The organism is Paenibacillus farraposensis, assembly GCF_020736845.1.
Lineage (GTDB): Bacteria > Bacillota > Bacilli > Paenibacillales > Paenibacillaceae > Paenibacillus > Paenibacillus farraposensis.
The window spans coordinates 181700-204857 of sequence record NZ_JAFFQR010000015.1 but is presented as its reverse complement, the minus strand read 5'-3'; the positions used below and the strand labels follow the sequence as shown (position 1 = coordinate 204857).

Annotated in this window: 20 protein-coding genes, 1 tRNA gene, 4 pseudogenes and 1 riboswitch; of the genes and pseudogenes, 13 read left to right on the top strand and 12 right to left on the bottom strand. The window is 46.6% G+C overall.

The features are described 5' to 3' along the window. Nucleotides 1–2: 2 nt before the first annotated feature. A complete protein-coding gene (locus JO375_RS03960) occupies nucleotides 3–1124 on the bottom strand; it encodes a glycosyltransferase (protein ID WP_229523231.1) in 1122 nt (373 codons plus the stop codon). A gap of 399 nt (nucleotides 1125–1523) precedes the next feature. On the opposite strand from JO375_RS03960, the gene JO375_RS03955 reads away from it, so the two are divergent. The 5 genes from JO375_RS03955 (at nucleotide 1524) to thiE (JO375_RS03935) (ending at nucleotide 6974) form a co-directional block, all read left to right on the top strand. Beyond that, nucleotides 1524–3245: an NAD-dependent malic enzyme gene (locus tag JO375_RS03955; protein ID WP_229523230.1), complete on the top strand. Its 1722-nt coding sequence runs from the start codon at nucleotides 1524–1526 to the stop codon at nucleotides 3243–3245. Between the two features lie 73 nt (nucleotides 3246–3318). Then, nucleotides 3319–4272 carry an AEC family transporter gene (locus tag JO375_RS03950; protein ID WP_229523229.1) on the top strand — a complete coding sequence of 318 codons (954 nt, stop codon included), beginning with the start codon at nucleotides 3319–3321 and terminating at the stop codon, nucleotides 4270–4272. Between the two features lie 108 nt (nucleotides 4273–4380). Further along, nucleotides 4381–4484, top strand: a riboswitch (TPP riboswitch). A 152-nt stretch (nucleotides 4485–4636) separates the two neighbouring features. Next, a complete protein-coding gene (gene thiM / locus JO375_RS03945; RefSeq protein ID WP_229523228.1) occupies nucleotides 4637–5488 on the top strand; it encodes a hydroxyethylthiazole kinase in 852 nt (283 codons plus the stop codon). Further along, nucleotides 5485–6315: a bifunctional hydroxymethylpyrimidine kinase/phosphomethylpyrimidine kinase gene (thiD, locus tag JO375_RS03940; protein WP_229523227.1), complete on the top strand. Its 831-nt coding sequence runs from the start codon at nucleotides 5485–5487 to the stop codon at nucleotides 6313–6315. The genes thiM and thiD overlap by 4 nt, the downstream gene beginning before the upstream one ends. Beyond that, a complete protein-coding gene (gene thiE, locus JO375_RS03935; protein WP_229523226.1) occupies nucleotides 6312–6974 on the top strand; it encodes a thiamine phosphate synthase in 663 nt (220 codons plus the stop codon). The genes thiD and thiE (JO375_RS03935) overlap by 4 nt, the downstream gene beginning before the upstream one ends. 202 nt (nucleotides 6975–7176) lie before the next feature. On the opposite strand, the gene JO375_RS03930 is transcribed toward thiE (JO375_RS03935), so the two are convergent. The 4 genes and pseudogenes from JO375_RS03930 to JO375_RS03915 form a co-directional block, all read right to left on the bottom strand. Beyond that, the gene (locus tag JO375_RS03930; protein WP_229523225.1) at nucleotides 7177–8463 is read right to left on the bottom strand and encodes an MFS transporter; all 1287 of its coding nucleotides are present in this window, start codon (nucleotides 8461–8463) and stop codon (nucleotides 7177–7179) included. Nucleotides 8464–8548: 85 nt separating this feature from the next. Next, nucleotides 8549–9316, bottom strand: coding sequence for a CPBP family intramembrane glutamic endopeptidase (locus JO375_RS03925; protein WP_229523224.1), 768 nt, complete (start codon nucleotides 9314–9316; stop codon nucleotides 8549–8551). After that, nucleotides 9300–9936 (bottom strand): annotated as a pseudogene (locus JO375_RS03920) (helix-turn-helix domain-containing protein). Before JO375_RS03920 ends, JO375_RS03925 begins: the two are co-directional and overlap by 17 nt. A gap of 380 nt (nucleotides 9937–10316) precedes the next feature. After that, complete coding sequence (locus tag JO375_RS03915) at nucleotides 10317–10538, bottom strand: hypothetical protein (protein WP_229523298.1); 222 nt, start codon at nucleotides 10536–10538, stop codon at nucleotides 10317–10319. A gap of 105 nt (nucleotides 10539–10643) precedes the next feature. Between JO375_RS03915 and thiE (JO375_RS03910) the strand changes: the two are divergent. Both thiE (JO375_RS03910) and JO375_RS03905 read left to right on the top strand, forming a co-directional pair. Continuing rightward, nucleotides 10644–10736, top strand: a pseudogene (gene thiE, locus JO375_RS03910) (thiamine phosphate synthase); the annotation flags it as partial. Between the two features lie 1390 nt (nucleotides 10737–12126). Next, nucleotides 12127–12486: a DUF4181 domain-containing protein gene (locus JO375_RS03905; RefSeq protein ID WP_229523223.1), complete on the top strand. Its 360-nt coding sequence runs from the start codon at nucleotides 12127–12129 to the stop codon at nucleotides 12484–12486. 467 nt (nucleotides 12487–12953) lie between these two features. Here JO375_RS03905 and JO375_RS03900 read toward each other — a convergent pair. Together JO375_RS03900 and JO375_RS03895 are read right to left on the bottom strand one after the other, a co-directional pair. Next, nucleotides 12954–13367 (bottom strand): annotated as a pseudogene (locus JO375_RS03900) (helix-turn-helix domain-containing protein); the annotation flags it as partial. A 102-nt stretch (nucleotides 13368–13469) separates the two neighbouring features. Further along, the gene (locus JO375_RS03895) at nucleotides 13470–14438 is read right to left on the bottom strand and encodes a LacI family DNA-binding transcriptional regulator (RefSeq protein WP_229523222.1); all 969 of its coding nucleotides are present in this window, start codon (nucleotides 14436–14438) and stop codon (nucleotides 13470–13472) included. A 187-nt stretch (nucleotides 14439–14625) separates the two neighbouring features. On the opposite strand from JO375_RS03895, the gene JO375_RS03890 reads away from it, so the two are divergent. Continuing rightward, complete coding sequence (locus tag JO375_RS03890) at nucleotides 14626–15969, top strand: 6-phospho-beta-glucosidase (RefSeq protein ID WP_229523221.1); 1344 nt, start codon at nucleotides 14626–14628, stop codon at nucleotides 15967–15969. Between the two features lie 242 nt (nucleotides 15970–16211). On the opposite strand, the gene JO375_RS03885 is transcribed toward JO375_RS03890, so the two are convergent. After that, a tRNA-Arg gene (locus tag JO375_RS03885) sits at nucleotides 16212–16285 on the bottom strand. A 176-nt stretch (nucleotides 16286–16461) separates the two neighbouring features. Between JO375_RS03885 and JO375_RS03880 the strand changes: the two genes are divergently transcribed. Both JO375_RS03880 and JO375_RS03875 read left to right on the top strand, forming a co-directional pair. After that, on the top strand, nucleotides 16462–16755 hold the full coding sequence (locus JO375_RS03880; protein WP_229523220.1) for a DUF4870 domain-containing protein: 294 nt from the start codon (nucleotides 16462–16464) through the stop codon (nucleotides 16753–16755). Between the two features lie 24 nt (nucleotides 16756–16779). Continuing rightward, complete coding sequence (locus JO375_RS03875) at nucleotides 16780–17001, top strand: hypothetical protein (RefSeq protein WP_229523219.1); 222 nt, start codon at nucleotides 16780–16782, stop codon at nucleotides 16999–17001. A gap of 58 nt (nucleotides 17002–17059) precedes the next feature. Here JO375_RS03875 and JO375_RS03870 read toward each other — a convergent pair whose 3' ends face one another. After that, complete coding sequence (locus JO375_RS03870) at nucleotides 17060–17419, bottom strand: hypothetical protein (protein ID WP_229523297.1); 360 nt, start codon at nucleotides 17417–17419, stop codon at nucleotides 17060–17062. A 164-nt stretch (nucleotides 17420–17583) separates the two neighbouring features. Here JO375_RS03870 and asnB point away from each other — a divergent pair, with 164 nt between their 5' ends. After that, nucleotides 17584–19428 carry an asparagine synthase (glutamine-hydrolyzing) gene (gene asnB / locus JO375_RS03865; protein ID WP_229523218.1) on the top strand — a complete coding sequence of 615 codons (1845 nt, stop codon included), beginning with the start codon at nucleotides 17584–17586 and terminating at the stop codon, nucleotides 19426–19428. A gap of 211 nt (nucleotides 19429–19639) precedes the next feature. Here asnB and JO375_RS03860 read toward each other — a convergent pair whose 3' ends face one another. From JO375_RS03860 to JO375_RS03850, 3 genes are all read right to left on the bottom strand, one after another. Beyond that, entirely contained in the window at nucleotides 19640–20272 is a 633-nt protein-coding gene (locus tag JO375_RS03860; RefSeq protein WP_229523217.1) for an XTP/dITP diphosphatase, read from the bottom strand. Then, nucleotides 20272–21033: a ribonuclease PH gene (gene rph, locus JO375_RS03855; protein WP_229523216.1), complete on the bottom strand. Its 762-nt coding sequence runs from the start codon at nucleotides 21031–21033 to the stop codon at nucleotides 20272–20274. The genes JO375_RS03860 and rph overlap by 1 nt, the downstream gene beginning before the upstream one ends. A gap of 93 nt (nucleotides 21034–21126) precedes the next feature. Beyond that, nucleotides 21127–22185, bottom strand: coding sequence for a GerMN domain-containing protein (locus JO375_RS03850; RefSeq protein WP_229523215.1), 1059 nt, complete (start codon nucleotides 22183–22185; stop codon nucleotides 21127–21129). Between the two features lie 153 nt (nucleotides 22186–22338). Between JO375_RS03850 and JO375_RS03845 the strand changes: the two genes are divergently transcribed. Together JO375_RS03845 and JO375_RS24705 are read left to right on the top strand one after the other, a co-directional pair. Further along, nucleotides 22339–22896: a phosphatidylglycerophosphatase A family protein gene (locus tag JO375_RS03845; protein ID WP_229523214.1), complete on the top strand. Its 558-nt coding sequence runs from the start codon at nucleotides 22339–22341 to the stop codon at nucleotides 22894–22896. Between the two features lie 22 nt (nucleotides 22897–22918). Continuing rightward, a pseudogene (locus JO375_RS24705) lies at nucleotides 22919–23041 on the top strand (GNAT family N-acetyltransferase); the annotation flags it as partial. Between the last annotated feature and the right edge of the window lie 117 nt (nucleotides 23042–23158).

Here is a 23158-nt window from a genome sequence, read left to right as displayed (position 1 = left end):
TGTTACCTCACCCGCCGATCCAACCGCCAAATATCAATGATGGAACGTAAAAAACGAAGCGAATCTTTCCATACATGGATGTGCGATCCATCCCGGTCAATACACTTGACGGGTAATTGCAGTACACGAAGCTGGAGCCGCTTGGCGATAAACATCATTTCCAGATCCAGTGCCAGTCCAAGCTGCTCCTTCAAATGCGGAAACATCCGCTTTACGGCCACAGAGCTCATAACTTTAAGCCCTGTCTGGGAATCCACCACGCCTGCTGGCAGAAACGGGCGGGAAATCATGCGTTTGCCAAAGCTGACTACAGAGCGTAATAAAGAACGATTTTCGGCTGTCATATCCTTGGTTCCGATCACGACATCGTAGTAACCCTGACGAACAACATTGATCATTCGGGCGATATCCTCAATAAAAAAGGAGTCGTCCGCATCCACAAAGACGTAGTAATCTGCTCCGATGGTTCGCATCCCTTCCAGATATGTTCCAGCCTTGCGGGTATTGCGGCCCAATTCCCGGGTTTGAAGCAACGGGCTAAGATTCTGACTAATCCGGTTAACGGATAAATCCGTTGCCGACTTCAGTGCTCGAATCAAATTATGGGTGCCATCGTGACTGCCATCATCAATGAGATAAATGGAGCCTTCTACGATATGGCTGCGAATGAAAGCTTGCAGGCGCTCGGCAAATGCTTTGACATGAACAAAACGCTGCTCCTCGTTGTATATAGACAGGATGAAGGCAACATGCTGCGCTTTGCTTGAATACTCGGGGTAAAGCAGGCTTTGGATCTCAGATAGCATTTCCTCATTGTTACTGGATTGCCAAAATAGCAGACGCAAACGGCCTATTCCGGTAATCTGCACCATATGCTGATCACTGAATGGAACCGTTACATCCGTCACCACCAACAGCGGCATTTGTGGAAATCGGCTGCGAATCTGGTTGGCGATCCGCACGGCCTCTTCCGGCTGCCTATAATCGATCAGACAACAGCATGCGTTCTCATAAATCGAAGCTGCCTCAGGGCTCCTGCACAGTACATATTCGTAAAAACAAATCACATGGGGATAATCAATAGCCCTGGTATTATCGCTAAAAATGGCTATAGGTCCCTGCACACAAAACCTCTCCTTTTTCTCCGTATAGTTCTATTTTGTTGAAAAGGAATTAAAAATGTTTGCTTGGAGGTGTGAAGTTCGCCTTCTAATACTTCATATTTTCTTAACAAAATAACTGAGATGACGTGATACATAAGAAAATAAGAAAAAAATAAGTAATTTTTATATTTGTCAAAAAAAGAGCATTTAGGCCTAATTCATTCGAACCAAAAAATTTAAAATTCTACATATTTCGCATATATAGGATTAGTTCTTAACAATTAAAAACGACAGGGAATATGGTCATTTTATCATAGATAATCAGACGAATAAAATAGATTTGCAGGTCCATACTATGGGCAACATGTCATATTCCGTGATGAATAAATCATCAATATGAGGAGAAAGAAGGTCATTTCTATGGAAGCATTTTATGTCAATCGCGATGGATCGATATCCACTCCACTACGGGGAAAGGATGTGTTAGCGAGCCCCCTCTTGAACAAGGGTGTCGCTTTTACAGAAGAGGAACGCAAGGAACTGGGGTTGGAAGGAATCTTGCCTCCAACCGTCCTTTCACTGGAAAAACAGAGCGTACGAGCGTATCAGCAATTTCTGGCACAACCCACCATGCTGCGCAAAAATGCTATGCTTAACGACCTTCACAATCGAAATGTCGTACTCTACTATCGCCTGCTGACCGACCATTTGAGTGAAATGCTGCCTGTAGTCTACACGCCTACGGTCGGAACCGCCATTCAGGAATATAGTCATGAATACAACCGCCCTGGAGGCGTATATTTGTCGATAAATAACCCGAACGGCATTGGACAAGCATTCCATAATTGCGGTTTGAGCGGTGAAGATGTGGATTTGATCGTGGTCACGGATTCCGAAAGTATTTTGGGCATCGGTGACTGGGGTGTTGGCGGCATTAACATTGCGATCGGCAAGCTTGCCGTCTATACGGCTGCGGCAGGTATTCATCCCGGACGGGTACTGCCGATTGTACTGGATGTGGGTACAGATAATGAAAAGCTGCTGGATGATCCGCTGTATATCGGAAACCGGCATAAGCGGGTTCGCGGTCAAGCCTATAACCAGTTTATAGATACGTTTATCAGCAAAACGCTAACACAATTTCCGAAGGCCCTATTGCATTGGGAAGATCTGGGCAGCGTGAACGCACGCCATATCATTGGGAAATATGGTCAAAGCATTCTTACCTTTAACGATGATATTCAAGGCACTGGAGCGGTAACACTGGCTGCCATTCTTTCGGCAGTAGGTATCACCAAGCTTCCGCTGCGTGAGCAAAAAATACTTATCTTTGGCCCGGGAACAGCGGGAATCGGCAACGCTGATCAAATCCGAAGCGCTATAATCGGGGATGGCCTTTCCGAGGAAGATTCATTCAAGCCATTTTGGGCCTTTGATTATCGCGGGCTATTAACGGACGATATGGAAGACGTACTTGATTATCAGAAGCCGTATGTACGTAAAAAAGAGGAAGTCAGCTCATGGGCCCGCTCTGATGACGGCAAAATACCGCTGCTTGAGGTCATCCGGCAGGTGAAGCCTACCATATTGATCGGAACTTCCGGTGTTGGGGGCGCCTTTTCCGAAGAGATTATCAGGGAAATGGCGAAGCATGTAGAACGTCCGGTCATTATGCCCATGTCCAATCCTACCAACCTTGCAGAAGCAATACCTGAGGATTTGATACGGTGGACCGATGGCCAAGCATTGATCGCTACCGGAAGCCCTTTTGAGCCCGTCAATTATAACGGTACAAAATTTGAAATTGGGCAGGCGAACAATGCCTTTGTTTTTCCAGGACTGGGACTTGGCTCCATTGTGGTCAAAGCCAAAAGGTTCACCCCTGCCATGTTTACAGCCGCGGCAGATGCCGTTGCCAATGGTGTAGATTCGAATGCGCCTGGCGGTGCGCTGCTCCCCCCTATCCGAAAGCTGCGTGATGTTTCGTACGCTGTTGCGGTTGCCGTAGCAAAGGCTGCAATTCAAGATCAAGTGGCTCAAGCACACCTTTCAAATGTTGAACAAGCCATTCGGGATGCGATGTGGCAGCCGGAATACACAAAGGTCAAAGCTGTGGAAAATGTAATCCATCACCCTCACTAATGCTTCATGTAGAGAAATTGGAAACTTGTTCAAACAGCAGAATACTGTCAGTTCAAGCAAGGAGGAGTGAGCTATGAGTGTCGGACATATCCTTTACATTCTGGTGCCGATTTTTTTCGTTATTATTTTAGGATGGCTAGCAGGACATTACAAAAGCTTCGATGCCTCTTCTTCGAAGGCTCTAAATGCGCTCGTTACCAAATTTGCGCTGCCTGCCCATCTGTTCATCGGCATTACGACAACGGACAGGAAAGCCCTTATCGAGCAGTGGCCGTTTTTGCTGGCTCTGTTCCTTGGCATTGCCGGCTTTTATGCGGTTCTCCTTCTGCTGTCCCGCTTTGCGGGGAAGCAGTCGCTGAAGGATGCCTCCATGTTTGCTTTGAACTCGGCACAGCCGACCTTTGCTTTTATGGGCATTCCTGTGCTCGGAGCCATCTACGGCTCCTCGGCTGTAGCTATTCCCATTGCACTTACCGGAATCGTAGTCAACGCCGTCCTTGATCCGGCGGCCACCATTATAGCCAGCGTAGCCAGCCGGAATTCAGGCAGGGAACGAAACGTGCACTTCGGAAGACTTATCTGGAATTCTATTTTACACGGTTTAAAGGAACCCTTGGCGCTAGTGCCGCTGATCGGTGTGGTTTTGACCTTGTCCGGCTTCCATTCACCGGATTTGCTGAACAAATCCCTGAATCAAATCGGTGACATTACATCCGGGGCCGCGCTATTCGCAGTCGGTGTGACCATTGGCGTACGCAGCATTAGCTTTAGTGTTAGCGCCTTTGCCATCTCACTGTTAAAAACGATCGTGCAGCCTTTATTAATGCTGCTGATCGCCTATTTGTGCGGCCTTTCGTCTGCCGATACTGTTAAGGCGATCCTGCTCGTCTCCTTCCCATGCTCAGCAGTTGCTGCGATGATCGCTACCCGTTTTGAAAGTCTGGAATCGGAAACAGCTTCCTCCTTTGTCATCAGTGCTGTCATCTCGCTCGTTACACTCCCTGTGCTGATTTCTATATTGATCTAGAGGTCTCTCTATTTAGATATGGATCTGCCGCAAAATTTTTGTATGCATATAGAAATAACGGTTTGACATAACGAATGAACGTATGTACAGTAATAGTCAAAAGAATAGAAAGTCCACTAGGGGAGCCGCTTATGGCTGAGACAAGAACGTATCTTGGACCCTTTGAACCTGATCTAGTTCGTACTAGCGTAGGAAAGTGGAGCCTTCGTATATAAGGCCATTCGCATTTTTTGCGCGCTCTTAGCCTATGATGAAGCCGCTCCGTTTTCGGGGCGGCTTTTTTAGCGTTGTTCCGGAACTGCATTCTTACGGGACTTTCTGCTCTTCAGATTGGAACTCTATTATATAAGGGAGGAATATCATTATGAGTACATGGGAAAAGGATTGTTCGGAGCTTCTGACAAAGGTACACAACAGCAACCCCCTCGTTCACAATATGACCAATGTGGTAGTCACCAACTTTACCGCCAACGGCCTGTATGCGCTGGGTGCTTCGCCAGTGATGGCTTATGCACCCGAGGAGGTCGCGGACATGGCCAAAGTAGCAGGTGCCGTCGTATTAAATATCGGTACCCTGAACCGTGAGCTGGTGGAGGCCATGATCATTGCCGGACAATCGGCGAATGCACATGGCGTACCCGTCCTGCTAGACCCGGTTGGTGCGGGAGCGACTCGCTTTAGAACCGAGTCGGCACTGCGCATTCTGAGCGAAGTCAACATCTCAATGGTGCGGGGCAATGCGGCCGAAATCGCTCACCTTATCGGAGAAACCCGTCAAATTAAAGGTGTAGATGGCGGTGATCGCAGCCATAGTTCTAAGAGCAGCAATGTTGATCTGGCAGTTCGGGCTGCGCGGACGCTGTATACCATCGTTGTTATTACTGGCAAAGAGGATGTCATCACCGATGGGTCCAACATCCGGACGGTTTGTGGCGGGGACGCATTGCTTACGAAGGTAACCGGGGCAGGCTGCCTACTGACTTCTGTGTTAGGCGCCTTTGCCGCCGTCGAGCCAAACCTGCTGCTTGCCGGGACAGCAGGCTTGGGATTTTACAGTGCAGCGGCTTCCAGGGCGGCTGCACGTACAGCAGCGCTAGGGCCTGGCAGCTTCCAGATAGCTTTCCTCGATGAGCTCGCCAAGCTGCATACTGGCTCACTGGAAGGACATGTATCTGTTCGTGAAGCCAGAGCAGGGGCAGCAGGCGGTGCACGATGACGTCGATTCGTATCCCCAGAGCGCTGACGATTGCCGGCTCGGACAGCGGGGGCGGGGCGGGAATCCAGGCTGACCTCAAAACCTTTCAGGAGCTTGGCGTATACGGTATGTCGGCAATTACAGCCATTACCGTTCAGAATACGCTGGGAGTGCATGGAGTATATCCACTGCCACAAGAAGCGACAGCGCAGCAGGTTGAGGCCGTAGGCTCGGACCTTGGCGTGGATGCCTTGAAAACCGGCATGCTGTTTCATGCAGGCATTATCCGGCTTGTGTCCGAACAAATCCGGAAGTTCGGCTGGGAGAAGGTAGTCGTTGATCCGGTGATGATCGCTAAGGGCGGTGCAGAGCTGTTGCAGCCGGACGCGGTACAGGCCCTGAAAGACGACCTGTTCCCCTTGGCCTTGATCGTGACACCGAATATCCCGGAAGCGGAAGCCCTAACAGGGATAAGTATTCGTACGATGGAGGATCGCCGCGAGGCTGCAAGGCATATTAACAGTCTGGGCCCGAAATTCGTTGTGATCAAGGGGGGGCACGATGAGGAGAGCGTGAGCAGCGGACAGATCATTGACCTGCTCTTTGACGGAGCCGCCTTTACAGATCTGGGCAGCAAGCGGGTGCAGACTATTCATACCCACGGAACAGGATGTACCTTCTCGGCAGCGATTACCGCGGAGTTAGCAAAAGGGATGTCTGTACCAGAGGCTATCTCGAATGGTAAAGCCTTTATCCAGGCGGCAATTGAGGAATCTTTGCAGTTGGGACAGGGACATGGCCCGACCAATCATTGGGCCTACCGCCGCCGTCAGGAGATGCTTCTATGAGCAGCAGCATGTTGCCTGACGTGGTGCGCCGTCATCTACAGATGTACCTGGTGCTTGGAAGCGCGAATTGCCTTGCGGAACCAGGCTGGGTCGTGCAGGAGGCTCTGGCTGGCGGCGCGACCATGATCCAGTTCCGGGAAAAGGGCCGTGACGCGTTAACAGGCGCGCCCAGGATTGAGCTGGCACGTCGTCTGCAAGACCAATGCCGCCGCGCTGGTGTTCCCTTCATCGTGAATGACGATGTGGAACTGGCTCTTGAGCTTGACGCCGATGGCGTTCACATCGGCCAGGATGACGAATCGGCCGCTTCTGTCCGCGCGCGGATCGGAAACCGGATGCTCGGCGTCTCGGCCCATACCATTGAGGAGGCCCGCTGCGCCATCCTGCAAGGTGCAGACTACCTCGGCGTAGGGCCCATCTATCCGACCATCTCCAAAGATGATGCCCATGCCGTGCAGGGTTCGGCGATATTGCATGAGATGCGCAAAGCGGGTATCCATGTGCCAATCGTTGGAATCGGCGGCATTACGAAGGACCGTGTAGAGGAAGTGATTCATGCGGGCGCAGATGGTATAGCGGTGATTTCAGCCGTGACACGGGCAGAGCGGATTCGAGCTGCGGTCGAGGAACTAAAGAAGAAGGTTATTTTAAGCATCTAACGTCCGGGAGTGTCGTAAAAACGATAAAATGGCTACTGGGAATGCCTCTTGTATCTGTGTTCAAACGAATCGTTGCTCCAGTCGCTGGTTGTCTCCAGATTCTATGTATTTTCCTTCGTGGTTTCATAAAATCAATATAAAAATAGGCTGTCGAAACTTCCTCGACAGCCTGAAAATCCAGCTGGGTGTAAAGCTGATTTTACTACTTGATTTTCTGCGGGCGTATCCAAAACATAATTGGAATCAAAAGAAGAGAAAGGAAACTGCCTGCATAGGCTAGCGTAGCATAACTGGAATTTGCAACTACCATGCCAGATAACGCTCCTCCAGATGCGCCTGCTAATGCAATCAATACATCCACAACTCCTTGCACTTTGGCCTGATTAGATGTTTTGGTTGAATCTACAATCAGAGCAGTTCCACTAATTAGTCCAAAATTCCAGCCCAGCCCCAAGAGAGAAAGAGCAACAATTAGCATAACCATCGATTCAGAGGGCGCAAGAGCAGCTATAACTCCTGCAACTAACAATGTTAAGCCAGAAGCCGCCGCCATTACAATCCGCCCTACTTTATCTACCAGAATACCTGTAATTAGAGATGGCAGATACATAAAACCAATATGAAAACCGATAACCACTCCAACTTCACTCAATCCATGTCCATGATGTGCCATATGTATGGGAGTCATCGTCATAATCGCTACCATGACAATTTGAGTCAATATCATAACTAAAGCACCGAGCGTAATTCCTCCACGTCCACCATTAGTTGCTGTATTGGCTAAAGAAGATTTTGCTTCTGTATCTACCTTATGTGCAATAGCATATGCAACCAGCAGAGGATCAGGATGAAGAAACAACAATAGAACAATTCCTGCAAAAAGATAAGCAACTGCTGATAAAAGAAAGGGTCCTGCTAAACTAGGAACTCCGATCGACAGGGCGAATCTGCCAGTTGCCTCTACTAAATTCGGCCCCGCTACTGCTCCAATTGTGGTAAAAACCATAGCCAGACTTGCAGCAGTGGCTCTCTGTTTAAAGTCCGCCAGGTCTGTACCTGCGTAACGAGCCTGTAGATTGGTAGCCGCTCCCGCTCCGTAGATAAGAAGTGAAATTAAAAGTAAGATAATGCTATTGGCAATAGCTGCCCCAACAACGCCGATCGCCCCTATTCCTCCTGCAATAAAGCCCAGTCCTAACCCCATTCTTCTACCCAATCTTTGGGAGAATCGACCAACAAGTAAAGCGGCTACTGCTGATCCTAGTGTAAATAAAGCTGTAGGAACGCCACTGAACTTATCGGTACCCAGCATATCCCGTGCTAATAATGCCCCGACTGTTACTCCAGCCGCAAGACCGGCACCACCGAAAATTTGCGAAATAATTACCGTAATGATTGTACGGTGATATAACTTTCTTTGCTTTTCAGGAGAATCCACGTATGTTTGTATAAGATCCTGCTGCTTTCTTGAAATATTAGTTATATTCATAAAATGAATTATCCTTTCAAGGTCCTCGGCCGGCTGATTTATAAGGCTCAATTGATGTGATAGCTTGTATAAACCTTTGTTACTACTAAAGTAGGAGGTATAACAAAATAACATGATGAATAACATGCGCCAAAGCGTGTGCCATCATCGCATATTGTAATCCCAGCTTCCGATACAGCCAACCAAAAACCATCCCAAAAATGCCGTTGAGCAGGAAGCAGCGAATTAGAATAAAGGTGTTCAGACCACCAAACGTCGCAATCGTTGCCGGAATATGCCCTGCTGCAAACAAAAGTGCTGATACAATGTTGGCAACTACAAATACCCATACTGGGATATTCTCTTTTTCTTTGCTGCGGGCAAACAGCTTCCAAAAGATAAAAGCAGCCAATGACATGAAAAATAATCTCATCATAATTTCTTCTATTACTCCACCGTAAATAACCGAGACGGCCAGATAGATTGGCGAATAGCTATCCTTCGTATAACTTGCCGCAACTTCGGGAATTACTTTGGCAAAAAAGAAATAATCCGATAATAAAAGCAGACCAACTATAATGCTAATAAATAAAGTAATCAGAGTACTTCTTTTTGTAAAAGTCAGCTTTTTCAGTAGGTTTACCTTATCGGCTAAAATATAACCTAAAAATCCCATAATACCAGTATATAAAATGCCCGTCTGAATACCTGAGACCATAATGTATACTTCTTTGGACATCTGGGATAGGATCTGGTTAATCATTTCTTCATCCAGCGTGGCGATGTTATGCATTCCTATCAGTACTCCACCAATAATACCAATTGGTAGCATACAAAGTGAAAATTTCAATGCACTTTTATAAATGTTTTTCATTTTCGTTCATCCCCAATTTGAATTTTAAGGTTCCAACGTTACTCTTATATCTCGGCAGTTTCGCCAAAGCAGCAAATGCAGGATTTTCTACAATACCTTGTACCATGCTTGCTTTGACAGTCTCTTCATTTCGAACGGTCTTTGATCCTAGCTTGAATTCCTTGAGCCAGTCGTCAATGACATCAAAATAAGAGTCACCATGCAAGTCATATAGAGAAAAATCTAAAGTACAAATAGACATACTAATCTGCATGACTTCATTGGCCTCTTTCACGTTTCCCATCATTAGATACGCCTGTGCTACCATATTTTTTATGATCCTACTGCACTCTGTAATCACTTCATCAAAGGGCTTTTCAGTAAAATCAGAGACAAGTCTGTGATACAACATTTTATATCTTCCTCTGTCATTTGAGGCGCATATCCTATTAATTCATCGTTGCTGATATTAAAATATGCCGCCAATTGAGGAAGAAAGGTAATATCCGGATAGCTCTGTCCTGTTTCCCATTTTGAAACAGACGCTTTTGTAACACCGATATATGCTGCCAGCTCATCCTGCGTAATCCCTTTTCTCTGCGCTTTACAATAAGTGTTTTAGCAATATTGATTTCTTTCATTTCATCACCTCCGTTATAATTATACGGATTATGGCCACACAAACTATGGATTTAAAGTTTATTTTTGTTGATAAAATCAACCACAGAGAAACTTAGAACAATAATTTTCTTATTCAGGATTTTGTGGAATTTGATCCCAATTGCTCCAAAGTGCAATATATAGACAAACTAGACCATTTCGATCTATATATTGTTTATTGGAAGTCGCTTATTGGATTTTTGCAAAATCCTCAATAATGGGTACAATTCAGCGTATTACTAACTATGATAAGAAGAAGTATCTTGTTACCCAAAAAAAATGACATAAGATAAGCCCTCAAATAAGGCCCTCCAATGTCATTGATCCAGAATCTTTTACTAAGCATGATCTGATACTTTTGCTACCTCTCAGCAGCATGAGCAATGCCTTGATAACGATGAGCAAGGGCTCTGTGACAATACTCTTGTTCGGCAAACTGAAAAAACAACACTGGATTGTTCGCATTAGCCATTTTCATCCGTTCAAAATGCTCCGCCTTTACAAAATTTTGACCAGCAAGTTGATTAGGATCATTAGACATGTACATATCACGGTAAAAAACGGTATTGTGCAAAATATACACTCCCTGTCTTGTTTTGATGTGTAGACAATAATACTTTATGATAAACACCCAGTTATGTTCACATGATGAGAGCCCAAAGTTGGCGGGCCCTATAGGAGTCGTCCGCAAGGTGCAGATTATCTCGGCGTGGGGCCCATCTATCCGACCATCTCCAAGGATGATGCCCATGTCGTGCAGGGTCCGGCGATATTGCATGAGAGTGAAATTCTCTGGCTCTCTCAGAGTACGAAAATACAGCGCAGCGAATCATGGTGCTGTTCTATGCAAAATACCGATGATGAGCAAAATAGAATGGGTAAGCGATGCGTAAGCGGGGAATGCAGCGACTTTGGTGTTTTTTGTCCTCACTGATCCGACTTCAAGACCACTCGTTCCGTGAGCCGTGACGATAGCGAGCGTCAGGAATATAGAGTGCCTTAGCCGGGGAGCTTTCCACCGCTCATCAAAAAGGGGTACTCCTGGATTCCTCCAGAAACACCCTTGATAAAAATGACCTTTCCCAAGGCGAATTACCTTGTTTTGCAAAGTATGTTTATTTTATGAAATTACCTCATCGATATTGTATAATAATTGTAAATACAGTGAGAGGAGAAAACAATGCTAAAGAATCCAATTTTTATTATTTTGATAATTTTCTTGGCTACCTTAACGGTTCGAATTGTATATAACAATCCGCCCCACTATATTTATGATTGGTTGATGGGTGTATACGCCATCCGTTTGATTGGTCGAACGATGTACGAAAAATACCAGAATAATCATAGGACAAGTATTATAACTGATACGATTGTAGAGCTGATTATGCTTATGATCTCATTCGGAATTATCCTATTTCTATTTATGTCACAAGAAACATGGTGGCATAAGTCATTGTTTCTAATAGCAGAATCCTATTTCCTCATTTACAGCGGCATAATTTTTAAAGAGATCAGAAAAAAAGGACGAAATTGATCCGCCCTTTTCTTTATGTTTACTGCTTAGGCTACATCATAGGAGACTGTCGTATAGTAAGTGTAGTATCCCATTGTCGGGCCTTCATGCCATTCCATCCAAATTGTCGATACTACTTTGAAGCGGGTGAAATGTCTAGGATTATTGACAAGATTTTTCAACAAGCCTACAAAATTCTGTTTCAGTATAGATTCTAATATCGTTAAGAAGGGTTACACCAGATACAATTGTAGTAACTGCCCCCCCACATTTATTTGATATCAGTCTTCAATTCGGAGCAGTACCAGCGAACGTGACACCACCCGCAAAGTAGTTCCCATAATTCCCCACATATTTGCATTTCATGACAGCTACGTGGTTCAAATGCGCCTTAGAAACCACGTTGAACCAGAATAACGAGTGCAAAGCAGAACTATGGTTCCGATACCAACAAAAACCTTAACTTTTCACTGGTTTACTTTACGGGCTGTGACAGCTTCGCTGGTACTACCCCATAAATGCTAATTTTTTGTATCGTTTGATAAAGATTCGTTCAAGCTGCGACGTGACCTTGAGATACAAAACAGAAAGCCTCGAATCGAAAAGATTGGATCATATGTTTATTGATGCATGAAAAATTTGTATTGGTGTAGTATAGTTGAACAAATGGAAAAAGAAGGTGATACCAATGAGTTTTGCTCTTGTATTATTTATTGCAGCTGTGATTCAATTTGTTCTGGATAAAATTTTCAGCAAAACAGATGAGAAGATATCAGACACGGATGGTTTTATCCCATACAGGTGGTTCATTGTGATTGGGGGTATTGTGGTAATTTTGTCAGTTCTTTTTGTTAAAGAACCTTATAAATATGTTTGGATTGGCGTATTACTTATTCTAGTGTTCGGTGTTCGATCTATCTTCCAATGGAAATATATTCGAAGTTCACAAAAACATATTATTTCACTATTAATGATGGCTATATCTGTAGTTGGTACAATTGTTTACGTTTTAATTTAACAAAAAAACCGCACAATTAGTGCGTTTTTTTTGTTGTACTACTATTATGATTAAGAAGCGTAAATCCAAGTTCCATCGAGCCGTTGCATGCGGTAAATAGAACCAGCTTGAGTGATGTAACGTGTTGTACCTCCAGCGTTGGAGTACTCTACAAAAGCAGCTTCAAATTCAATACGTTTGTATTTGTTGGTGTTCACATTAAACCAGCTAGCGTGTCGCGAAGTCCCGTTCAGGCCAGCGGTGATAGAGTTGAGGAAATAGTTAGTCGCTAGTGAGCCAGCTATAAGAGCACCCAATCCCAATGCTACACCAGCAGCAGTTCTTGTAGCAAAGGCAAGAGCAAATATGGTACTCAATTCACCAGCGATGTCACTGAGATTTTTTCTAATCCAGTTTTCGCTTTCTTTCCGTTTAACGGCATCCACGGTAACTTGTTGTGCTCGAACCATTAGGTTAAGTTCGTCCCCCTCATAGAGCAACAGCGCAGCAGCATGTCGACCCTGTGCAAATAATTGTTCTGCCGCGTCAAATAGCTTCGGGGAATACAGCAGGTTGTCCATAATATGTCCAACTATGCGCTGAATCGCTGCCAGCTTATCCAATTCCGCACAGCGGAACAATACCGGTTCAATTCTCCGCCAATCCGAGGAACTCTCGATGATGTAATGTTCTATGTATCGTTCGTAAAAATAACCCTCTGGTAATCCCATTGCCAGTGTGATTCGGTCCAACTGATGGACAGCAACAGGACGATGCTTGGCAAACCAATTATTTAACGTTCTCTGATGAACACCTGAATGCTCTGCAAATTGTGGCAGCGTTACATCATTTCGTTGCAAATAATCCTCCAGTTCCGCTAAAATCGTAGGTGTATGCCCCAAGTCATAACCACCTTTCATACAAAAAATCCGAAATTTGTAATCTTAGCTTAATTTTCCTCCAAATATTAACATGCGTCAATAGAAAAAAGCATAACCAGGATATTAAGTGGTCGCTCGCTCAACTAATTTGAATTCCAAAGGATGTAATGCTTCATGAAGACCCTCAAGGGCATTCCGAATCATGATGAACGCATTTTCCGCCTGCTTGTCAATCGGGTAATGAATGGTCGTTAAATCAAGCAAATGCGAAATTTCGGTGTTATCAAAACCCACCACTGCAACATCACTTGGTACCGAAACACCGAGCCTGCGTGCTTCGGTCAACAGCCCTGCAGCCAAATAATCGGTAGAACAAGCGAAGGCATCCGGCTTGTTGGGTTGTTCTCCCCACCAGTGAGCAATTTGTTCACCCGCTTCTATTGAATTTAAGTCATAAAAATGCGGAAAGGCTTCAGCGTCCAGATCATATTTTTTGCAAAAATCATGATAGGCCCGGATGCGCTCCTTCGTATTCAGTCCCCTCATACTCCCGTACACATTCACAATGCTGCGATATCCTCGCTCATACAGATGCTCCAGCGCAAGCATGTACCCCTGATACTGATCCATAAATACGGACGGTATGGTCTCGATGTTCACCCGCTGCCACGTCACAATCGGGCCATATTTGGTATAGTGCTCAATCACACTCCACTCATTGACACGAATCATGCAAACCAAAGCATCCAATTGCTTTCTTCGCAGCATTTCCAATGCCTCAAGCTCCCGTTCCTTCTCCCCATTCGTAATAAACAGCGCTATATTAAAGCCATGCTCCTGAGCATACATAGTGAATCCACGTACAAATACACTCAAAGAATCATTAAAAGAAATGGCAATAACTCCAATGAGCTTCGTCATGCCTGTTTTTAAAGAAATTGCATTTAAATTAGGCACGTAATCGAGCCGATCTATGACCTCTTGTACTCGCTGTCTTGTTGTTTCACTTACATATGGGTGCTTGTTAATGACACGGGACACCGTAGCCGAGGATACGCCCGCGAGCTTTGCAATCTCATGAATATTTGCCATATTTCTCACCTCGTTCTTTCTATTTTAACATGTTCGCGTTTAGCATGTTTGTGGTCCCGTCCTCTAATTGTCATCTTCCTCAAATAAGTTTTTTAAAAGCCCTTGACCTGTAATGCATTACAGGGATTACAGTGAAATTGAGCTTAAGAAAGCGGTTTAAAAAAAACATACTCAGGAGGCACTAACCATGAAAAAAGGCATAAAGATTGCAACCATTGGCGGAGGCTCCAGCTATACACCAGAATTAGTAGAAGGCTTTATCAAACGCTATGCAGAGCTTCCCATTCGGGAATTGTGGCTGGTAGACATTGAAGCAGGACGCGAAAAGCTGGAGATCGTAGGGGCTATGGCCAAACGGATGGTAAAGGCGGCAGGTATTGATTGTGAGGTTCATTTAACGCTGGATCGCCGGGAAGCCTTGAAGGATGCCGATTTTGTAACGACACAGTTTCGGGTAGGCTTGCTCGATGCGCGGATTAAAGATGAAAGTATTCCGTTAAAGCACGGTATGATCGGTCAGGAAACCAATGGAGCTGGAGGGATGTTCAAAGCCTTCCGCACGATCCCCGTTATTCTTAGTATCGTTGAGGATATGAAAGAACTGTGTCCGAATGCGTGGCTGATTAATTTCACCAATCCGGCAGGTATGGTCACTGAAGCAGTGCTGCGTTATGGCCAATGGGACAAAGTCATCGGTTTATGTAATGTTCCGATTGGCGCCATCAAAAGTGCAGCAGCTGTGCTGGACAAACCGGAAGAAGAGCTGTTCTTTAAATTTGCGGGAATTAACCACCTTCACTGGCATAAAGTATATGACAAAACCGGGGCTGAATTAACGGAGCAAGTCATTGAAGGATTGTACGCGCCCGGTGCAAAACCGGAGAAGGTCGTTGAAAATATCAAGAACATGCGCTTCCTGTATGACCAGGTTCGTCAATTGAAAATGCTGCCTTGTCCTTACCATCGGTATTATTACATGACCGATAACATGCTGAAGGAAGAATTAGAGGAAGCCAAAAACGAAGGAACTCGGGGCCAAGTCGTGAAACGTCTGGAAGAAAGTCTATTCGAGCTGTATAAAGATCCGAATCTGGACTACAAGCCGGAGGAATTGTCCAAACGCGGCGGTGCGCATTACAGCGATGCAGCCTGTGAAATTATTAATTCGATCTATAACAATAAAGGCACGCTGATGGTAGTGAGCACACAGAATAACGGAGCGATTGATGACGTCCCTTATGATAGTGCAATCGAAATGACCAGCGTGATTCGTGCGCATGGTGCGGAACCTGTAAACTTCGGTAAATTCCCGCCTGCGCAACGCGGCTTGCTACAAGTCATGAAGGCAATGGAAGAGCTGACGATTGAAGCTGCGGTAACCGGCGACTACGCAACTGCACTGCAGGCCTTTACCCTGAATCCGCTCGTTCCAAGCGGTGACATTGCCCAAACGGTGCTGGATGAATTGCTGGAAGCACATAAGGAGCATTTGCCGCAGTTCTTTGCCCATAAGGCGAAGGCGATGGTGTAAATTTATAAAACCATCTCCATGCTGGATGTATTCAAAACGGCCGTTTCCTCCGCTTTGGATGAATTTCGGCCGTTTTTTTGTAATCCAAGCTAAACTATATCTCTGTGAGGGATACTCTCCCTGCGGTTGAGACTGCGAAGTGTATGCTAACGATGCTTATGCTCCGACGTCCCCCCTAAGGGGATTCTCATCCCATTGGAACACAAAAAAGCTTCCTAAACAAATAGGAAGCTTTTTCTACACGTCCCAGGAGGGATTCGAACCCCCGACCGACGGCTTAGAAGGCCGTTGCTCTATCCAGCTGAGCTACTGGGACAAAATGCTGTTCAATTAAACCTTATGTAGTCAGTGCATTAATTATTATACCATATTTCGGTTAACTGTCAAAAGTATTTTTTCATCATATCAGGAAACATACTATGAAAGGAATCATTTGGACGTCAACGGGGTATTATGTACAAAAGAGCATGCTATACAAGGAGGGGTTGATTCGTGAAGGGGCTATTGTCGTCACTTTGTTATTTCAGCATTTTCTTTGCACCTTTTTTGCTGCCGATCATCGTGTTGATTGCAGTACGAGACGAATATGTACAGGGACATGCCAAAAAAGCCATTTTATCGCACCTTTTCCCCATTATTGCGGCGATTCCGCTGTTTTATTTTATTGCAACAGCTAATCATGCGGGTTCTGTTGTCGGGTTTGTACTTCTATTCGTAGTGGTCTATCTCGGGGTTTTTGTCTATAACATTTACAAAGGGATTATGACCCTGCGTGAAGCTGCATAACACAAAAAAGCCTTCCGCTTCCGCATGGGTATGCCGGAAGCGGAGGCTTCTTTGGGATTACGGAAACATGAACCTGATCCTTTGCGCTTATTTATTGCCAAAGCGTCTGGGATTTCTGCGCACTTCATGTCTTACATTTCGATCCAGTACTTCTTCTGCAAACTCATTGTTATGAATATAACTGCTGCCTTTATTTTTTTTGAACTTCGCTTTGTTGTCTATGATGTTCTCCTCCTTTCACGCTGATCCTGCGATGGTGCCGGAACCCAAATCAACAGAAGCCGGGGAATAGCGCACCAGATTCTCATACCCCGAACTCCTTGGCAAACTCGGTTTCGAGCTGCCCGTAGGAGAGCAATTCCTGTTTGAACTTTTCCCGCTCTTCACCAGCAGTAATGTGTGTAGAGTCGGTAAAAGCCTTGTCTGTCACTTCCTCAAATGCGGAATGCAGATTATTGTCGTACCAATCCAGCTCCAAATCGGCGTCATTGCGGATAATCCGTACCACCTCATAATCATTCGGACCGCCCTGTTGCTGGGTCGGTGTGATATAGACCAGCAATTCCGGGTCGTCGGCCGCGCCGGGCCGCACCTCCACCTCTGCGCAGCGGACGCCGTCAATCTCAGTAAAACGACGTATTTTGGCGTCCTTGATGTAGTACATTGGTCTCCCTCCTTCTTTGCGAGTAGACGGGTTACCCCAACTATAGTTTTCGGAGCGGACAGACATTTTATGCTTCTTTTCGGCATATATACTGTTGAACTGGAGAATTAGCTTTCAATTCATTCCAACACTGGATGAACACGACAAAGAGAGGATGAACAGACATGTGCGGAATTACAGGTTTCATACAGTGGAACGGAGACTTAATGCACCAATCGGGACTGCTGTTAAATATGATCCAGACGCTCTCCAATCGCGGGCCTGATGCTACAGGTACCTGGATATCCAACCCGTGTGCCTTCGGACACCGAAGATTGAGCGTAATGGACCCGGAAAATGGTGCCCAGCCTATGATTCGGCAGCTTGAGGATATCACCTATACGATTGTATATAACGGGGAAATATATAATGCGCCTGAGCTGAAAAAAGAACTTCAGCAGCGCGGACATTTTTTCCGTACACAATGCGATACCGAAGTACTGCTCGAATCCTATATTGAATGGGGTCCAGATTGTGTGGACCGGTTAAACGGCATCTTTGCGTTTGCCGTCTGGGATAGCGGACGGCAGCAGGTATTTCTGGCGCGGGATCGCCTCGGCGTAAAGCCGCTATTTTATAGCCATACCGAGGATGTATTCGTATTTGGCTCAGAGCCCAAAGCGCTGCTCCAGCACCCTGCTGTAGAGGCAGCCGTTGACGCCGAGGGATTGGCTGAAATTTTTATCATCGGTCCTGCACGTACCCCTGGACATGGCGTCTATTCGTCCATGAAGGAGCTGCGTCCCGGACATACGTTGACCTACAGCCGCGACGGCATGCGTATTCAGGCCTACTGGAAGCTGGAGAGTATTGCGCATGAGGATGACACGAAACAAACAGCACACAAGGTGCGCGAGCTGTTGATGGATACGGTGGAGCGACAGCTCATTTCGGACGTTCCGGTGTGCACCTTGCTGTCGGGCGGTCTCGATTCAAGCGCACTGTCCGCATTAGCTGTCGATTATTACAAGCGCACCGGGCAGGGACAAGTTCATACGTATTCGGTCGATTATGTAGATAACGACAAGCATTTTAAAGCCCATGCGTTCCAGCCCGGAGCCGATGCTCCCTGGATTCAACGAATGGTGGATGAATTAGGCACCAACCATCACTGGATCGAATTTGATACTCCCGAGGTTGTAGCTGCTCTAAATAACTCCACAATCACACGCGATCTGCCCGGAATGGCAGATGTGGATTCGTCACTGTATCTTTTTTGCCGGGAGATTAAAAAAGGGGCTACGGTTGCCATTTCCGGCGAGGCGGCCGACGAAGTTTTTGGCGGATATCCGTGGTTCCACCGTGAGGATATGCTGAACTCAGGCACATTCCCGTGGGCGGTCGCTCCCGATATGAGAGCAGGTCTGCTGTCTCCCGAAGTACGGGATTGGATCAAGCCGCTGGAGTATCTGAACGACCGCTATTCAGAAGCCATAGGAGAAGTGCCGAAGCTGTCCGGGGAAACAGGCAAAGCTGCGCAAATGCGTGTAATGTCCTATTTGAACATCACCCGTTTTATGCCTACACTGCTGGATCGCAAGGATCGGATGAGTATGGGGGCCGGACTCGAAGTACGGGTGCCGTATTGCGATCATCGGCTGGTGCAATATGTATGGAACATTCCGTGGAGCATCAAGACCACAGGCGGACGTGAAAAAGGCATTTTACGAAAAGCTCTGGAGGGTGTGCTGCCAGATGATGTGCTGTACCGTAAAAAGAGCCCTTATCCCAAAACGCATAACCCGTCCTATCTGGCCGCTGTGAAAAAACAGGCGCTAGAGCTGCTGAATGATTCCTCTTCCCCGCTGCTTAAGCTGATTGATGCACAAAAGGTGCGTGATATCGCGGCCTCTCCGGAAGCCTCCACAAATCTCCCCTGGTTTGGCCAACTCATGTCGGGCCCCCAATTGTTTGCGTACCTGACTCAGGTCGATAACTGGCTGCGTACTTACAAAGTAGCAATTCGCTAAAATAAATCAACAGCGAATGTAGATCATAAATTACAAATCGGATCACCAAATATCAGAACCGTTTGAAAAAATCAGCGCCCTCTCCCTAGTGAAATACCGGGGAGAGGGCGGCGTATATTCTAATGTTTTTTGACTGTCTACTTGATAGAGCTATAACCTATTACGGATAGCCATTATCGTTATTTAAGCAGGAATTATTCCTGCCTCGGAATCAAACCTGCGGATTTCCCAGCGTGGCCGCCAAATGACGCAGGGCCTTGCCCCGATGGCTGATTGTCTGCTTCTGCTCCAGCGTCAGCTCAGCCATCGTCTTCTCATACTCAGGCAAATAAAACAACGGGTCATAACCAAATCCGCCGCTGCCTGCGACTTCCGTTGTTATCCAGCCATCCACCGAACCCGTCGATTCCAGCGTCTCCCCAGTCTGCGGATTATACAGAATCAAGGTGCACACGAATTGAGCCGGGCTTAGCAAAGGCTGTTCCGTATCATCTCCCAGCTGCTTCGATTCCAGTACATCAAGCAGCTTGATATTGTTTTCGTGATCGCTAGCACCTTCTCCGGCATAACGGGCCGAGTATACTCCCGGCGCTCCGTCCAACAAGTCCACGCACAGGCCGGAATCATCGGCCAGTACAGGCAATCCCAGCGCATCTCCGACCGCTTTGGCCTTTTTCAGCGCATTCTCGGCAAAGGTATTGCCGTCCTCAAAGACATCAGGGATATCGGGGTAATCGTACATGCTTTTGACTTCCTTGCCCAGCGGAGCAAACGCATGCGCAAACTCCCGTACCTTTCCTTTATTTTTCGTAGCGACAATGACAACTGGACCGTCCAGCCGCATCAGACTTCCGCTCCCATTCGTCTGGCTCCGATCTTGTCAGCGATCGGCCCGAGCACTTCTTTTTGACGCTCGATCATTTGCAGAATTCCTTGTTCACCCAAGCCAAGGAGCTGATCCAGTTCCTTGCGGTCAAATGGGCTTTCTTCCCCCGTACCTTGAAGCTCGACATATTTGCCGCTGCCGGTCATCACGAGGTTCATGTCCACTTTCGCCTTGGAATCCTCTTCATAATTCAGATCCAGCAGCGCTTTATCACCAACCACGCCTACACTGACAGATGCCAAAAAATCCGTAATCGGAAAAACAGGCAGCTTGTGCTGAATGGCAATTTTATTAACCGCAATCGCCAACGCTACGAAAGAACCGGTAATTGAGGTTGTGCGTGTTCCACCGTCTGCCTGAATAACATCGCAGTCCAGCGTAATAGTCCGTTCACCAAGCGCCTGTAAATTGACAACCGAACGCAATGCTCTGCCAATCAGACGCTGAATCTCCATCGTACGGCCTGTCAACTTGCCACGCGCTGCTTCACGCTGATTACGGCTATGAGTCGCCCGCGGAAGCATGGAGTACTCTGCGGTCACCCAGCCCTTTCCTTGTCCTTTCATGAAGGGGGGAACACGTTCCTCCACTGTAGCCGTGCAGATAACTTTCGTCTCGCCAACCTCAATAAAAACAGAGCCCTCCGCATATTTGTTTACTCCTGCTGTCAATGTGATCGGGCGCAGCTCATCACCGTTTCGTCCGTTAGATCTACTCATGCTTTTTCCTCCTACGTCGTATGCAACCTGTTCTTATATGTTTATTTTACCAAAGTGTACAGTCAAAAGCACCCCAAGGACGTATTTTTGCCATTAAAGAGGAATCTCGTTAATATGCTGTGGCTTGGCTACAGGCTCTCCATAATTCTGGTTATTTTGTCCAATAACACTTTTTTCACCATTTAATTCAATCCGGATTTTGGCTTTGGCCGCATCCTCCGAATTATCTGCTGCTGTCAGTACGACCGATTCCAGAAATTCGGCAGGTATGGCTTCGCCCTTGGCGAACATATCATCCGAGAGTGATACCGTAATTACGTTATCTTTGGAGCGTTCAATCGATTTCAGCGCTGTCTCCCCAGTCATCACTTCCTGTAATCCATCCTTGGTTTGCGGCCCTTCAATCAATTGATGCAGCGCAGCCTGGACACGATCTTTTTCCGGATTGACCAGCCGGGTGACAGGCACATAATATTGAACTCCGGCAGGAGAAGACGATGAGAAATATACCGTGACCGGGCTGGAATTCAGCGGTGTCACGCCATGACCGATCTCCATATTAATGCCTACTGCGCGTGTCAACGGATGATCCAGCGGCGTGCCTCCCACAGGCATTTGGTTCAGCTTTTTGCCGTCAACCCAAATCTGTACGCTCTTGATTTCGGGACGGTCGGTCAGGGTCCAGGTCAGGCTTTCCATTAATTTGCGTTCATCCTCCGGTTTATAGCTGCCAAAGGATTGGTTGAATTCGACGACAGCCAGCTTGTTGTTCTTATCCACTGTCACATTCTTCACGTCCGTCCCTTGGGGCAATATGCCTTTGAAACCCTCTGGCAATAATCCGGAATACGACCCGCCCACAACCAGTGTTTCCAGCGCTGACTTGGCATCTGCCTGTACATCGCCTGTAGCAATCGGCAAAGATACCGGGGCTAGCAAACCGTTATGATCCTGTAAAAAAACAGCTCTCAGCTGTCCGGTAGTCACAGGCGCTTTCCCGCTTACAGCCTTGATCATGGACTGCTCGATCGTGGACGGCGGGGGATCAATCGATGCGGCCTCATTGCCGAAAAGACTGCATCCGCACAACAACAGGGGCAGCGACAGCAGTCCTGCTGCAGAGGTCATTCGCCATGGGTGCTTTAAATTCATAAGTGGAGTTCCTCCCTAACAATTTTGTACAGATTGTACTAATATGTATACGAGCCTCACGTAAAAAATAACTACTTTTTCAGCAGACTGGACACACTGGTCATTATCACAGCAAAAATCAGGATCAATACCAAGGAGGGGAACCACAACTTTATGGACAAGAAAAAAGCACCTTATAGCTTAAATAGTAAAAAGGTAGCTGATGCCACCCGTGAATGGCTGCACAAACGTGGTGTAAGCATGACTGAAATCGCAGAGCTGGTCATGTTATTACAGCAAAAGTATTATCCGAACCTAACGATGGAAGAATGCATTGAAAATGTGGATAAGGTGCTGATGAAGCGTGAGGTGCAAAATGCAGTGCTCACCGGTATCCAATTGGATATTCTCGCCGAACAGGGCGCTCTTCTTCCCCCATTGCAGGATATGATTGAACATGATGAGGGCCTATATGGAGTGGATGAAATTTTGGCCTTCTCCATTGTGAATGTGTACGGCAGCATCGGATTTACCAATTATGGTTATGTGGATAAACTCAAACCAGGTGTGCTGGAACGCTTGAATGATAAAAGCCTCGGACCGATCCACACATTTCTGGACGATATTGTGGGCGCTATCGCAGCTTCGGCCAGCAGCCGTATCGCCCATCGCAAGCAGGCAGAGCGAGAGCAGGAGCTTGGGGAAGAAAGCGCGCCGAATACGACACGCTAGAAAACAACAGAGATGTATGCAGCGGGAGGGCATAGACAAATGTCACCTGTTTGTGATGGAGCATAATGAAGGAGGACAGCGCTTCTGGTCGGCCAACGGCTGGGAAAAGCGGGATAGAATTTTACTATATTCCAGAGAGCTGGGGTGGCGGGCGCTTATTTGCGTAGGCAAAAATGCCAGGTTTGATGCCATTTGGCAGCGATCAGACCTGGCATTTGAAATGCGGCTAACGTATGACGATTACTTACAGTCGGGCAGTCCG

What these genes read in the sequence shown, in the direction of transcription:
- JO375_RS03955 (WP_229523230.1), top strand. Translation starts at nt 1,524, where the DNA reads ATGGAAGCATTTTATGTCAATCGCGATGGATCGATATCCACTCCACTA.
- JO375_RS03950 (WP_229523229.1), top strand. Translation starts at nt 3,319, where the DNA reads ATGAGTGTCGGACATATCCTTTACATTCTGGTGCCGATTTTTTTCGTT.
- thiM (WP_229523228.1), top strand. Translation starts at nt 4,637, where the DNA reads ATGAGTACATGGGAAAAGGATTGTTCGGAGCTTCTGACAAAGGTACAC.
- thiD (WP_229523227.1), top strand. Translation starts at nt 5,485, where the DNA reads ATGACGTCGATTCGTATCCCCAGAGCGCTGACGATTGCCGGCTCGGAC.
- thiE (WP_229523226.1), top strand. Translation starts at nt 6,312, where the DNA reads ATGAGCAGCAGCATGTTGCCTGACGTGGTGCGCCGTCATCTACAGATG.
- JO375_RS03930 (WP_229523225.1), bottom strand. Translation starts at nt 8,463, where the DNA reads ATGAATATAACTAATATTTCAAGAAAGCAGCAGGATCTTATACAAACA.
- JO375_RS03925 (WP_229523224.1), bottom strand. Translation starts at nt 9,316, where the DNA reads ATGAAAAACATTTATAAAAGTGCATTGAAATTTTCACTTTGTATGCTA.
- JO375_RS03895 (WP_229523222.1), bottom strand. Translation starts at nt 14,438, where the DNA reads ATGGCAAATATTCATGAGATTGCAAAGCTCGCGGGCGTATCCTCGGCT.
- JO375_RS03890 (WP_229523221.1), top strand. Translation starts at nt 14,626, where the DNA reads ATGAAAAAAGGCATAAAGATTGCAACCATTGGCGGAGGCTCCAGCTAT.
- JO375_RS03875 (WP_229523219.1), top strand. Translation starts at nt 16,780, where the DNA reads ATGGGTATGCCGGAAGCGGAGGCTTCTTTGGGATTACGGAAACATGAA.
- JO375_RS03870 (WP_229523297.1), bottom strand. Translation starts at nt 17,419, where the DNA reads ATGTACTACATCAAGGACGCCAAAATACGTCGTTTTACTGAGATTGAC.
- asnB (WP_229523218.1), top strand. Translation starts at nt 17,584, where the DNA reads ATGTGCGGAATTACAGGTTTCATACAGTGGAACGGAGACTTAATGCAC.
- JO375_RS03860 (WP_229523217.1), bottom strand. Translation starts at nt 20,272, where the DNA reads ATGCGGCTGGACGGTCCAGTTGTCATTGTCGCTACGAAAAATAAAGGA.
- rph (WP_229523216.1), bottom strand. Translation starts at nt 21,033, where the DNA reads ATGAGTAGATCTAACGGACGAAACGGTGATGAGCTGCGCCCGATCACA.
- JO375_RS03850 (WP_229523215.1), bottom strand. Translation starts at nt 22,185, where the DNA reads ATGAATTTAAAGCACCCATGGCGAATGACCTCTGCAGCAGGACTGCTG.
- JO375_RS03845 (WP_229523214.1), top strand. Translation starts at nt 22,339, where the DNA reads ATGGACAAGAAAAAAGCACCTTATAGCTTAAATAGTAAAAAGGTAGCT.